Below are 12,043 nucleotides of genomic sequence, written 5' to 3'. Positions count from 1 at the left end.
TGCCTGGACCTTTACGGGGCCGACGTGCCCCGCCCGGGTTCCGGACGGGGCGCGGTGCTCCCGTCGCCCACGTGAGAGAGGTGCCCGTGATGGAAGGACTAATACTCGTCATCCTGCTCGTCGTCCTCGGCGTCGCAGGAGTGTTCCTCTTGTCGTCGATCCGCGTCGTGCAGCAGTTCGAGCACGGGATCGTGTTCCGGCTGGGCAAGGTGCAGCGGGGAGGGCAGTTGCGCCCGGGCGCCGTCCGGGCCCCCGGCCTGACGGCGATCATTCCGGTCGTCGAACGGATGCAGAAGGTCAGCCGGCAGACGATCACCCTGGACGTCCCGGCGCAGGACGGCATCACCCAGGACAACGTGAGCGTCCGGGTCGACGCCGTCGTGTACTTCCGGGTGATCGACCCGGTCAAGGCGATCGTCAACGTGCAGCACTACGGCTACGCGGTCTCGCAGGTGTCGCAGACGTCGCTGCGGTCGGTCATCGGCCAGTCCGACATGCAGGAGCTGCTCGGCGAGCGCGCGAAGATCAACGCGTATCTGCGGGAGATCATCGACGAGATCAGCCAGGGCCCGTGGGGGGTCCTGATCGAGCGGGTCGAGATCAAGGACGTCTCGCTGCCCGAGGGCATGAAGCGGTCCATGGCCCGGCAGGCCGAGGCGGAGCGCGAGCGGCGCGCCCGGATCATCACCGCGGACGGCGAGTTCCAGGCGTCCAAGCGCCTCGCCGCCGCCGCGGAGATCATGTCGGAGGACCCGGCGGCGCTCCAGCTCCGGCTGCTGCAGACGGTCGTCGAGGTCTCCGCGGAGAAGAACAGCACGCTGATCATGCCGCTGCCGGTCGAGGTCCTGCGGTTCTTCGACCGCGCGGCCGGCGGGACCCGGCGGGGCGGCGCGACCGAGGGCGAGCAGGAGGAGAAGCTCGCGCTCAGTGAGAGGCTCGCCAAGGCCGAGGAGGAGCTGGCGAAGGCGGCGGAGCAGACGACGCTGGAGTCCCCGGACGACGTCCCGCCGGTGATCGGCCTGGACGAGCCGAAGCGGGAGGAGCCCACCCAGGGGGTCACCGGCCCTCGGGAGGACCGCCCGCGCGGCATCACCGACGGCGGCCCCCAGCCCGGGGGCGCGACCCCGAGCGGCTGACCCGGCACACCGTCCGGCCGCGCCCCTGGGGCGCCGGCCGCGGGGCGACGCGCGCCCTGAGTGGCCGATGGGTTCGAACGGGGTTCGGGTGAGGCGATCGCTAGGGTGACGTGTATGAAGAAGTGGGAGTACGCGACCGTTCCGCTGCTGGTGCACGCGACCAAGCAGATCCTCGACAACTGGGGCCAGGACGGGTGGGAGCTCGTCACCGTGCTGCCGGGCCCGAATCCCGAGAACCTTGTGGCCTACTTCAAGCGCGAGGTCCAGTCCTAGCCCGCCCGGTTCCACCCGACCAGCAGTCCCTCGACGAGGAGGAATGGCCATGAGCACGCCCGAAGAACGGATGCGCGAGCTGGGGATCGAGCTGCCGGAGGCGGTCGCGCCGGTGGCGTCGTACGTCTCCACGGTGCGGACGGGGTCGCTCGTCTACACCGCCGGGCAGATCCCCCTGGTCAAGGGCGAGCTGGGCGTCACCGGGAAGGTGGGCGCCGAGGTCAGCGCCGAGGAGGCGGCCCGGCAGGCGCGGATCTGCGCGCTGAACGCGGTCGCGGCGCTGAAGGCCGAGGTCGGGGAGCTGTCGCGGGTGGCGCGGATCGTCAAGGTCGTCGGCTTCGTCGCCAGCGCCCCCGACTTCGCCGGCCAGCCCCAGGTGATCAACGGGGCGAGCGACGTGCTGGTGGAGGTCTTCGGGGACGCGGGCAGGCACGCCCGCAGCGCCGTCGGCGTCGCCGTCCTGCCGCGCGACGTCCCCGTCGAGGTCGAGCTCATCGCCGAAATCGCCTGACCCCGCGACCGCGCCGGGTGGCGGGGCCTTGACGGAATGACGTTCGGTATGTCCGAATGGGCCGCCATGGGCACTGAAGAGAGGCCGAGCTTCGCTCGGCCTCTCGCGGTGGGGCTGGAGGACGGTGAGCCGAGTGGAACTCGTCCGTTGGATGGCGGTGGGCGGGGGCTGGAGGACGGTAGGAAGATGGTGAACGGGCTCAAGCTGCCGGCGGAGTTCCGGGGCCGGGTCGAGGACATCCTCGCGGGCCGGGTCGAGCCCGTCCCCGCGCGGCACTCGGCGACGGTCGCCGTCCTCCGCGATCACGACAGGCACGGGCTGCAGGTGTTCCTGCTGCGCCGCGTCCGGTCCATGGCGTTCGCGCCCGGCGCCTACGTGTTCCCCGGCGGCGCGGTCGACCCGCGCGACGGGGAGGCGGAGCTGGCGTGGTGCGGGCGGCCGCCCGCCGACTGGGGGGCGGCGTTCAAGGCCGACGAGGCTCTGGCCCGCGAACTGGTGTGCGCGGCCGTCCGGGAGACGTTCGAGGAGACCCTCGTCCTGCTGGCGGGCCCGACCGGGGAGACGGTCGTGGACGACACGCGCGGCGACGACTGGGAGGCCGACCGGCAGGCGCTGCTGGACCGGTCCCTGTCGTTCGGCGATTTCCTCGACCGGCGCGGCCTGGTCCTGCGTTCCGACCTGCTCCGGCCGTGGGCGCACTGGATCACCCCGAAGGTCGAGCCGAAGCGCTACGACACCCGCTTCTTCGTCGCGGCGATGCCGGCGGGGCAGCGGGCCCGGGACGTCAGCACCGAGGCGGACCGGGCGGCGTGGGTGCGCCCGGCGGAGGCCGCCGAGCGCGTGCGCGCCGGCGAGTGGATGATGCTCCCGCCGACGATCACGATGGTGACCGAGCTCGCCGAGTACGACACCGTCGCGGACGTGCTGGCCGCGCGCCGCGAGATCGTCGTCCACGAGCCCACCGCGGAGATCATCGACGGCGAGGCGTATCTCGTCCTGCCGGAGCCGTCGGCGCGCCACTACCCGGGCGGGTGAGCGGGGCGTGCGCGGCGGCAGGGCGCTCATGTGGCGGCTGACGGGCACGTCGGCGCTGCGTCACCTGGAACGACTCGGCTGGAACCCGGTCCGGCACCCCGATCGGGGGTCGGGCAGGATGGGGGATATGACCGAGATTGACGGGATGGGCACCGAGCGGGCGACCTGCGTCCTCGCGGAGAACCCGTCCGCCATGACGCTGGACGGCACCAACACCTGGATCATCGCGGAGCCCGGGTCCGAAGAGGTCGTCATCGTCGACCCGGGACCCAAGGACGGCAAGCACCTCAGGCGCGTCCTGGACACCGTGGAGGCCCAGGACCGCCGCATCGGCCTCATCCTGCTCACCCACGGTCACCCCGACCACTCCGCCGGGGCGGGCAAGCTGGCGAAGCTGGCGGGCGGCCCGGTCAAGGTCCGCGCCCTCGATCCCAGGCACCGGCTCGGCGACGAGGGCCTCGCGGAGGGGGACGTCGTCACCACGGGCGGCCTGGAGCTGCGGATCATGGAGACGCCCGGCCACAGCGACGACTCGCTCACGTTCTGGCTTCCGGCGGACGGCGCCGTCCTCACCGGCGACACCATCCTCGGGTACGGGACGACCGTGCTGGAGGGCAGCCTCGGAGACTACCTCGGGTCGCTCGACCGGCTCCGCAGGTTCGCCACGGACGTCGAGGCCGCGACGATCCTCCCCGGGCACGGCCCCAAGCTGGACGACCCGATCGCCGTCCTGGACCACTACATCGACCACCGCCGCGAGCGCCTCGCCCAGGTGGAGTCCGCCGTGGCCGCGGGGGCGACCACCGCCCGCGAGGTCGTCGAACGCGTCTACGCGGACGTCGACAGGTCCCTCTGGCCGGCGGCCGAGCAGTCCGTCCAGTCCCAGCTGGACTACCTGAACAGCCGCTGACCGCGGAGAGGGCCGCTCCGGCGGGGAGGAGCGGTGCGCGGCCCGTGCTCGTTCGAGCAGTGCTACTTCGGGCCTACTTCGGGCCGTGCTACTTCGAGCGCTTGCGGAGGCGCTCGATGTCGAGGATCACGACGGCGCGGGCCTCGATGCGGAGCCAGTTCCGCTGCGCGAAGTCGGCGAGCGCCTTGTTGACCGTCTCGCGGGACGCGCCGACGAGCTGCGCCAGCTCCTCCTGCGTGAGGTCGTGGTGCACGTGCAGGCCCGCCTCGGACGGCTGGCCGAACCGCTCGGCGAGGTCGAGCAGCGCCTTGGCCACGCGCCCGGGGACGTCGGTGAACACGAGGTCGGCCATGACGTCGTTGGTCTTGCGCAGCCGCTGCGCGAGCGCGCGGAGCAGCTGGACCGCGACTTCGGGGTGCCCGGTCAGCCAGGGCCGCAGGTCGTCGTGGCCGAGACCCGCCAGGCGCACCTCCGTGACCGCTATGGCGCTGGCGGTGCGGGGGCGCGGGTCGAACAGGGACAGCTCCCCGAACATCTCGCTGGGGCCGAGGACGCTCAGCAGGTTCTCCCGGCCGTCCGGCGCCGTCCGGGTCAGCTTGATCTTGCCTTCGAGGACGACGTAGAGCCGGTCTCCGGTCTCGCCCTCGTTGAACAGCGTCTGACCGCGGGCGAGACGCACCTCGGTCACGTTGGCGCGCAGCGCCTTGGCGCCCTGCTCGTCGAGGGCCTCGAAGAGCGGGGCTCTGCTCAGAACGTCCACGTCGCGATCGGTCACGCTTCTCCTCCTCGAACACCTACATGCATAGTGTGACGTACGTCCCACCGCGTACGTGAAGGCAGGGTCACGGCGCGCCGAAACGGGGAACCGGGCCCGTCCGGTCTCCCCGGGGCGCCGCGGTCCCGTTCGCCCAGTGTACGGACCATTCGGTGAATGCCATCACACCGGTCTCATCCCCCCTAACCGGACGGCGCCCGGAGGTGTAGCGGCGGTGCCTTAACCTGATCGGATGGTCCAGTCGTCGCCGCGCAGGCTCCCCCGGGGGCGCCACGCGCTGTCCCGCGGGGAGGTCGAGCGGGTGCACCGCGACCGCCTCTGCGCGGCCATGGCGGAGGCGATGACGGAGAAGGGCTACGTGGGGACGTCCGTCGAGGACGTCCTGCGGCGGGCCAGGGTGTCGCGGCAGAGCTTCTACGGCCTGTTCTCGTCCAAGCTCGACTGCTTCATGGCGGCGTTCGACCAGGCGAGCACGCTGCTGCGCCGCCAGCTGGAGGGCGCCGCGGAGGGCGGCGGCGACCCGGTGACGCGGTTCGAGCGGGCCTTCACCGCCTACCTGGAGGCGCTCGCGTCCGAACCGGGCTACGCGCGGCTCTTCCTGGTGGAGGTCTACGCGGCCGGGCCGGAGGCGATCCAGCGGCGTTCGGAGATCCAGCACGACCTCGCCGACGCGCTCGCGGGCCTGATGGGGCTCAGTGGCGACGCCGCGCGGTTCGCCTGCCAGATCGTCGTGTCGGCGGTGGGCGCGATGGTGACGCCCGCGGTCGCGGCGGGCGACATGGAGGCGCTGCGGGCGGTCGGACCCCCGGTCGTCGAGCACGTGCGCCTCCTCCTGCGCTCCGGCGCCCTGGACGCCTGAGCGCGTCCGGAGGTCAGCGGCCCTTGGCGCCCGCGCGGGCGGGGCGGTCGGGCTGGACGCGCAGGGTGGTGATCACGGTGGCGAGCATCTCGTAGTGCCCGGCGAGCATCGTCAGCTCGACGCATTCCGCCTCGGTGAGGTGGGTGCGGAGCCGCGTCCAGGCGTCGTCGTCGATGTCCTGCCGGTGGTGGAGCTGGTCGGCCGCGGTCAGGATCGCCCGTTCGCGCGGGCTCCAGCCGTCCGCGTCCGGCCCCTCCTTGAGGCGCGCGACGTCCTGCTCGCGGACGCCGGCGCGGCGGCCGAGGCGGACGTGGTGGTCGAACTCGTAGCCGCAGTCGCGCAGGTGGGCCACGCGGAGGATGACCAGTTCGGTCTCCCGGCGCGGCAGGGTGCCGCCGGGCATCAGCCGTCCGGCGAAGAACAGCCAGCCGCGGAACAGGCCGCGGCGGCGCGCCAGGGTCATGAAGAGGTTCGGCGGGCCCGTACCGGTCGCCCTGCCCGCGATGTGGCAGGCGAGCCAGTTCACCACGCCCACCTCGCGGAGCCCGCCGGGGGTGGCGCGGGGCGCCGTCACGAGTGCGACTCCGGTTGCGGCGTGGTGAGGTCCACCTGTTCCTTCCGCGCGATGTCGAGGATCTCGCTCAGGCCGCGCTGGACGACGCGGTCGACGACGGGCTGCACGAGCATCCTGACCGGCAGGATGGGGCCGACGTACCAGGGGGCGACGACGCGCTTGGAGCGGCGGGCGATCCCGCGTTCCAGCGCGTCGATCCCCACCCGCAGCGGGGCGACGTTCGAGATGAGGCTGCCTCCGGCGCCCGCGTTCATGAGAGTCGAGGCGGCCTCGGTGCCGAATCCCCGGCTCGTCATGTCGGTGTCGAGTTCACCGAAGTAGGCGACGCCGGCCTTCGCGCCGTACGGGCGCAGCTCGGCCCTCAGCGTGTTGCCCATCGCCTCCACGGCGGCCTTGGACGCGCTGTAGGCGCCGAGAAGGGGCGCGTTGACGGCCGCCGCCAGGGACGCCACCGCCAGCGCGTAGCCGCGCTCATGGCTGATGTGGGGTCCGGCCGCGCGGAGGGTGTTGTAGACGCCCATCACGTTCACGCGGATGCTCTGATCCATGATGTAGGGGTCGCCGCCCACGATCGGCATCTGCGCGGCCACACCGGCGTTGGCCACGACCACGTCCAGGCCGCCCAGTTTCTCCACTGCGCCGTTCACGACCGCCTCGACCCTGCCGCGGTCGGTGACGTCGCACGTCCACCACGGGGCCTCCCCGCATTCGGCGGCGACGGAGGCGAGCAGGTCGGGCTCCAGCCCGGCGAGGGAGACCCGCGCGCCGTGCTCGTGGAGCCGTTTCGCCAGGGCCGCGCCGATGCCGCGGGCGCCGCCGGTGATCAGCACGCGCCGGCCGGCCAGGGTCGCCGTCCACCGGGAGGAGTCGAAAATCATGCGGGAGACCCTAACACAAAAGAACATGCTCGTCTTTTTAAGGAAGGGCCTACCCTGGCGGGATGGCGACCAACGCGGCTCCGAAGGCCGGGCGTACATCGGGGGGCGGGCGCGCGGCCGGGGGCGGCGCGGCGCGCACGCCCGAGACGCGGCTCGCGCTCGTCCGGCGGGCGCGGCGGATCAACCGGATCCTGGCCGAGACCTACCCCGACGCGCACTGCGAGCTGAACTTCGGCACCCCCTTCCAGCTCCTCATCGCGACCGTCCTGTCGGCGCAGACCACCGACGCGCGGGTCAACCTGACCACGCCGGCGCTGTTCGCCAAGTACCCCACCCCGGAGGACCTCGCCGCCGCCGACCCCGAGGACGTCGAGGCCATCCTGAAGCCCACCGGGTTCTTCCGGGCCAAGACCAAGTCGGTGATGGGGCTGTCCGCCGCGCTCCGCGACCGGTTCGGCGGCGAGGTCCCGGGGCGGCTCGACGACCTCGTCACCCTGCCCGGCGTCGGGCGCAAGACGGCCAACGTCGTCCTGGGCAACGCGTTCGACGTCCCCGGCATCACCGTCGACACCCACTTCGGACGCCTCGCGCGGCGGTTCGGCTGGACGGCCGAGGACGACCCGGTCAAGGTCGAACAGGAGATCGGCTCGCTGTTCCCGCGCAAGGAGTGGACGATGCTGTCGCACAGGCTGATCTGGCACGGCCGCCGCATCTGCCATGCGCGCCGTCCCGCCTGCGGCGCCTGCCCGCTCGCACGGCTGTGCCCGTCGTTCGGTGAAGGGCCGGCCGACGAGGAGACCGCGCGCAAGCTCGTCAAGCCCGGGCCTTTCTCATGAGGGCGGGCGCGCGGGGCGGCCTCGCGGGAAGCAACGCGGGGGTTCCGGAGTTGATCTGGACGTGACCGAGAACGCCCTTAGCGGCCCCCCGTGGCTCGACAGGTTCCGTACCGAGGGGCCGCGGATGCAGGTGCCGCCGATGTTCCGGCCCGCGTCCACCGCCCGTGAGGCCGCCGTCCTGATCCTGTTCGGCGAGGGACCCGAGGGTCCCGACGTGCTGCTCACCGAGCGTGCGGCCACCCTGAGCAACCACGCGGGGCAGCCGGCGTTCCCGGGCGGCCGCATCGACCCCGAGGACGACGGGCCCGTCTCGGCTGCGTTGCGCGAGGCGTGGGAGGAGGCGGGCGTCGAACCGTCCGGCGTGGACGTCCTCTGCTCCCTGCCCGAGCTGTACCTGTCGCGGAGCGAGTACCGGATCACGCCCGTCGCCGGCTGGTGGCGGGAGCCGTCGGAGGTCGCGCCCGGCCACCCGGGCGAGGTCGCGGCGGTCGCCCGCGTCCCGATCGGCGAGCTCGTCGACCCGGCGAACCGGATGATGGTGCGCCACCCGTCCGGGATCAGGCTCGGCCCGGCGTTCGACGTCCGGGGAATGCTCGTGTGGGGGTTCACGGCGGCGCTGCTCACCCAGGTCCTGGACGCCGGCGGCTGGAACCGCCCGTGGGACACCGAGCGCGTCGAGGACCTGCCGCCGGAGGTCCTGAGCCTCGCGTCCCGGGGCTGAGCGGTCCCCTCGCAGGTCAGGCGGACCCGTGCGGCCGGGGCGGCGGCGTGAGGCGCGGTGGGCAGGGCCGGGGTCACACTCCACGGCTACCCGTCGCACCCGAATCTGGTACATCGAGGGGACGTTATCCGGGTGTGCGGCCCTATACGGTTGAGCGGTGCTGCACGACCACGTTCTTGACCTGATCCTTCTCGTGCTCATCGTGCTGTTCGGAGTCTCGGGCTATAGGCAGGGCTTCATCGTGAGCCTGCTGAGCTTCGTCGGCTTCGTCGGCGGCGGCGTCGCCGGGGTGCTGATCGCACCGCCGATCGCGGAGGCCGCGGTGGACGGCGCCGCGCAGCAGGCCCTCCTCGCCATCGTGATCGCCTTCCTGTCCGCCACCTTCGGGCAGCTGGCCGCGTCCTCCCTCGGCGCCGTGCTCCGCAACCGGGTGACCGGGCTGAACGCGCGCACGGCCGACGCGGTCGGCGGCACCTTCGTCAGCGCGCTGTCGCTGCTCATCGTCGCGTGGTTCTTCGGGACGCTGGTCGCCAACTCCGAGTTCAAGCCCGTCCGGACGCAGGTCAAGGGCTCCACGGTCATCGGCGCGATCGACGACGTGATGCCCGGGCGGGCGCAGACGTGGTTCACCTCGTTCCAGGGGTTCGTGAAGAGCAGCGAGTTCCCGCAGGTGTTCAACGGCCTCGGCGGCGAGTCGGTGGTGCAGGTGCCGCCGCCGGACGAGTCGGTGCTGAACAACCCGGCCGTCAAGACGGCCCGCGCCAGCATCGTGAAGGTCGTCAGCACGGCGCCGCAGTGCCAGCGCCGGATAGAGGGCACGGGCTTCGTGTTCGCGCCGCAGCACATCATGACCAACGCGCACGTCGTCGCGGGCGCGCGCGGTCCGTCCAGCGTGGCGACGGTGAACGGCGAGACGGGCCGGGGACGGGTCGTGCTGTACGACCCCAAGCGCGACATCGCGGTCCTGTACGTGCCGGGGCTGAAGGCGCCCGCGCTGAAGTTCGCCGACGAGGCCCGGGTCCGCGACAGCGCGATCATCGCCGGGTTCCCGAAGAACCAGCCGTTCACCGTGGACGCCGCCCGCATCCGCGCCAGGCAGACCGCCCGCGGCCCGGACATCTACCACACCGGCCAGGTCAGCCGTGAGATCTACGCCATCCGCGGCAAGGTCGAGCCGGGGAACTCCGGGGGGCCGCTGCTGACCACGGACGGTCGTGTCTACGGCGTCATCTTCGCGGCGGCGCTCGACAGCCCGACCACTGGTTACGCCCTCACCGCGGAAGAGGTCGCCCCAGACGTGCGTGCAGGGCGAAACGCCACCCAGCCGGTGTCCACGCAGAGGTGCTCCGACTGAGGAGGACGGCCCCGCGTACGGTGGAGGCATGCGGGATCGGGATGAGTCGGGGCGCCCACGCAACGCACGGCCACGCGACGCGTATGGACGTCCTCTGCCTCACGGCACATCAGGCATACCCACGATGCCGGAGGACCTCGACATGCCGCCAGCGGAGGCGCTGGTCGAGGCACAGCGCCTCCTGGACGCCGACCGTCCGTTCCATGCACACGAGGTACTGGAAGCGGTCTGGAAGGCGTCCCCCGAGCCCGAACGCGAACTCTGGCGAGGCTTGGCGCAGGTCGCCGTAGGGATAACCCACCTGCGAAGGGGAAACACGCGCGGCGCCGAAGCGCTCCTCAGCCGCGCAGCCGAACGCCTGGTCCCGTACGAGACCGCCCCTCCGCACGGCATCGACGTCCAGGAAGTCATCCACCGCGCCCGAGACCTGGCCGCCCACCCCGAGACCGGTCCGATAACCCTCCACCTCACCAAATGACCCCGGCCACGCACCGGGAACGGTCGCGTAGCTAGCCGCCGTAAGGCGAGCGCAGTGGGCCATTACTGCAAGAAATACAGCTCAGTGCTCGGGTTCGGGGTCGGCGAGCCAGCCGAGGAGCTGCGCGTCGAACGCCCGGGGACGTTCCTGGTGCGGGAAGTGCCCCGCCCCTTCGATGAGCTTCCATCGGTAGGGGGCCGCCACGTATCGGCCGGATCCCTGGGCACTCGCCGGGAGGGTGCACGTGTCGAGCGCGCCGTGCAATTGGAGCGTGGGCACCTGGATGGGGGCGCGCATACGGTGCGCGTAGCGGATGCCGTCCGGGCGGACCAGCGAGCGGATGAGCCAGCGGTGGTACTCCAGCGCGCTGTGCGCGGCCCCTGGAATCTGCACGGCCTTCCTGACGAGCTGCTCTGTGCGTTCGTCCGGCCAGCCTGGGGCGGACCAGTCGTGCAGGAGCTGCCCCACAAGCGCGGCGTCATCGCGGACAAGGCGCCGTTCAGGCCACAGCGGCACCTGGAAACCGAATGTGTGTCGCGTCGCCCATCCCTGGCCGCGGGGGTCGGTGGCTATGGCCTGCCGTAGGCGCAGTGGGTGCGGGGCGCTGACCACTGCCAGCCGCTGGACCACCTTCGGGTGGTAGACGCCCATCGTCCAGGCCAGCAGGCCGCCCCAGTCGTGCCCGACGACGACCGCGTTGGCCTCCCCCAGGGCGCGGATGAGCCCGGCGGCGTCCCCGGCCAGCGTGACGAGGTCGTAGCCGCGCGGCGGCTTGTCGCTGCCGCCGTATCCGCGCAGGTCCACCGCCGCAGCGCGGTAGCCCGCCGCGGGCAGCGACACGAGCTGGTTGTGCCACGACCACCAGAACTCCGGGAAACCGTGCAGCAGCAGGACGAGCGGCCCCTCACCGGCCTCGGCGACGTGGAACCGCGTCCCGCCGGCGCTGACCTGCCGGTGGGTCCACGGTCCGTCGACCTCGATCGGTGAAGTGTCGTTCCCGGCCATGGCGATCGTTCAGGCCGTCAGTTCGGGGGTGTCGGAGTCGCCGCGGCGCCGCAGGGCCGCGAAGTCGTCCTTGAGGGTCTTGCGGGTGCGCTTCGCCCCTTCGATCTTCTTGATGAAACGCCTTGCGATCAGCATCAGGAGCCCCGCGAGGGCCACGTACACGCCCGCGACGATGAGGAACGCGGCCCAGTGCCAGATCCCGAGCCCCACCAGGCCGTACGCGAGCGAGATCGACAGCAGGATGACGACGATGCCGCCCATGACCGCGGCGATCGTGAACATCACGCTGCTGATCGCGGCCTTCTTGGCGTCGGCCTTCAGTTCCATCTTGGCCAGGTCCATCTCGGCCCTGACCAGGTTGGAGACGTTCTTCGACGCCATCGCGACCAGGGCACCGACGGACTTGTCCTCGATGCGCTCGCCCGGTTGAGCCTCCGACATATCGCTTTCTCCTTAGCCCCGTGTGCGCGCGGGCGCACCCTTCTCCGGAAGACGACGGCGGCGGCCGCCGAAGCGAGAACGCTCGCGATCAGGACCGCAGTCGTCACTCTCTCGAATTGTGACGGGTCGGTATAGGCCAAACCGCCGATCAGCAGCGAAACGGTGGAACCCGCCCCACTTGGGGACCACGACATCCCTGACCGCACGCCCGGGTGCGGGTGCTAAGAACCTACCGATCATCGGTCACATGAGCACAC

16 protein-coding genes are annotated in these 12,043 nt (G+C 71.9%); 10 read left to right on the top strand and 6 right to left on the bottom strand.

Annotated elements, in window-relative coordinates; translation table 11 throughout:
* The first annotated feature begins 89 nt into the window (after positions 1 to 89).
* The 5 genes from IEZ03_RS36385 to IEZ03_RS36365 all read left to right on the top strand — a co-directional run bounded on the left by IEZ03_RS36385 (position 90) and on the right by IEZ03_RS36365 (position 3,865).
* Entirely contained in the window at positions 90 to 1,136 is a 1,047-nt protein-coding gene (locus tag IEZ03_RS36385) for a slipin family protein (RefSeq protein ID WP_184890042.1), read from the top strand.
* 114 nt (positions 1,137 to 1,250) lie between these two features.
* Positions 1,251 to 1,409 (top strand): Sp36 family protein, encoded by a 159-nt coding sequence (gene sp36, locus IEZ03_RS36380; protein ID WP_021591512.1) that lies wholly within the window; start codon positions 1,251 to 1,253, stop codon positions 1,407 to 1,409.
* Positions 1,410 to 1,458: 49 nt separating this feature from the next.
* The gene (locus IEZ03_RS36375; protein ID WP_132051691.1) at positions 1,459 to 1,920 is read left to right on the top strand and encodes a RidA family protein; all 462 of its coding nucleotides are present in this window, start codon (positions 1,459 to 1,461) and stop codon (positions 1,918 to 1,920) included.
* A gap of 186 nt (positions 1,921 to 2,106) precedes the next feature.
* Positions 2,107 to 2,955 carry an NUDIX hydrolase gene (locus IEZ03_RS36370; RefSeq protein ID WP_184890040.1) on the top strand — a complete coding sequence of 283 codons (849 nt, stop codon included), beginning with the start codon at positions 2,107 to 2,109 and terminating at the stop codon, positions 2,953 to 2,955.
* Positions 2,956 to 3,082: 127 nt separating this feature from the next.
* Complete coding sequence (locus IEZ03_RS36365; protein ID WP_229808808.1) at positions 3,083 to 3,865, top strand: MBL fold metallo-hydrolase; 783 nt, start codon at positions 3,083 to 3,085, stop codon at positions 3,863 to 3,865.
* A gap of 88 nt (positions 3,866 to 3,953) precedes the next feature.
* Here IEZ03_RS36365 and IEZ03_RS36360 read toward each other — a convergent pair whose 3' ends face one another.
* A complete protein-coding gene (locus IEZ03_RS36360) occupies positions 3,954 to 4,640 on the bottom strand; it encodes a Crp/Fnr family transcriptional regulator (protein WP_131981365.1) in 687 nt (228 codons plus the stop codon).
* Positions 4,641 to 4,872: 232 nt separating this feature from the next.
* Between IEZ03_RS36360 and IEZ03_RS36355 the strand changes: the two genes are divergently transcribed.
* Positions 4,873 to 5,499, top strand: coding sequence for a TetR/AcrR family transcriptional regulator (locus IEZ03_RS36355; RefSeq protein WP_132051695.1), 627 nt, complete (start codon positions 4,873 to 4,875; stop codon positions 5,497 to 5,499).
* Between the two features lie 13 nt (positions 5,500 to 5,512).
* On the opposite strand, the gene IEZ03_RS36350 is transcribed toward IEZ03_RS36355, so the two are convergent.
* Positions 5,513 to 6,073, bottom strand: a complete 561-nt coding sequence (locus IEZ03_RS36350; RefSeq protein ID WP_184890038.1) for a carboxymuconolactone decarboxylase family protein — start codon at positions 6,071 to 6,073, stop codon at positions 5,513 to 5,515.
* On the bottom strand, positions 6,070 to 6,951 hold the full coding sequence (locus tag IEZ03_RS36345) for an SDR family NAD(P)-dependent oxidoreductase (protein ID WP_184890036.1): 882 nt from the start codon (positions 6,949 to 6,951) through the stop codon (positions 6,070 to 6,072). Before IEZ03_RS36345 ends, IEZ03_RS36350 begins: the two co-directional genes overlap by 4 nt.
* Before the next feature lie 62 nt (positions 6,952 to 7,013).
* On the opposite strand from IEZ03_RS36345, the gene nth reads away from it, so the two are divergent.
* The 4 genes from nth (at position 7,014) to IEZ03_RS36325 (ending at position 10,340) form a co-directional block, all read left to right on the top strand.
* Complete coding sequence (gene nth, locus IEZ03_RS36340; protein ID WP_184890034.1) at positions 7,014 to 7,787, top strand: endonuclease III; 774 nt, start codon at positions 7,014 to 7,016, stop codon at positions 7,785 to 7,787.
* A 124-nt stretch (positions 7,788 to 7,911) separates the two neighbouring features.
* A complete protein-coding gene (locus tag IEZ03_RS36335; protein ID WP_184890998.1) occupies positions 7,912 to 8,508 on the top strand; it encodes an NUDIX hydrolase in 597 nt (198 codons plus the stop codon).
* Between the two features lie 157 nt (positions 8,509 to 8,665).
* Positions 8,666 to 9,862 (top strand): MarP family serine protease, encoded by a 1,197-nt coding sequence (locus tag IEZ03_RS36330; protein WP_184890032.1) that lies wholly within the window; start codon positions 8,666 to 8,668, stop codon positions 9,860 to 9,862.
* 142 nt (positions 9,863 to 10,004) lie between these two features.
* Positions 10,005 to 10,340, top strand: coding sequence for a DUF309 domain-containing protein (locus IEZ03_RS36325; protein ID WP_229808807.1), 336 nt, complete (start codon positions 10,005 to 10,007; stop codon positions 10,338 to 10,340).
* An 81-nt stretch (positions 10,341 to 10,421) separates the two neighbouring features.
* Here the strand turns inward: IEZ03_RS36325 and IEZ03_RS36320 are convergent, their stop codons facing one another.
* The 3 genes from IEZ03_RS36320 to IEZ03_RS38410 are packed head-to-tail and all read right to left on the bottom strand — an operon-like array spanning position 10,422 to position 11,980.
* Positions 10,422 to 11,345, bottom strand: coding sequence for an alpha/beta fold hydrolase (locus IEZ03_RS36320; protein WP_184890026.1), 924 nt, complete (start codon positions 11,343 to 11,345; stop codon positions 10,422 to 10,424).
* A gap of 9 nt (positions 11,346 to 11,354) precedes the next feature.
* Positions 11,355 to 11,735: a phage holin family protein gene (locus IEZ03_RS36315; RefSeq protein WP_268248593.1), complete on the bottom strand. Its 381-nt coding sequence runs from the start codon at positions 11,733 to 11,735 to the stop codon at positions 11,355 to 11,357.
* Complete coding sequence (locus IEZ03_RS38410) at positions 11,663 to 11,980, bottom strand: Na+/H+ antiporter NhaA (RefSeq protein ID WP_132053334.1); 318 nt, start codon at positions 11,978 to 11,980, stop codon at positions 11,663 to 11,665. The genes IEZ03_RS36315 and IEZ03_RS38410 overlap by 73 nt, the downstream gene beginning before the upstream one ends.
* Between the last annotated feature and the right edge of the window lie 63 nt (positions 11,981 to 12,043).

Origin of the sequence: Actinomadura livida (assembly GCF_014648675.1) — a bacterium.
GTDB classification, from domain to species: Bacteria; Actinomycetota; Actinomycetes; order Streptosporangiales; family Streptosporangiaceae; genus Spirillospora; species Spirillospora livida.
The sequence above is the reverse complement of the archived record's forward strand: the minus strand, read 5'-3'. Positions and strand labels throughout refer to the sequence as shown.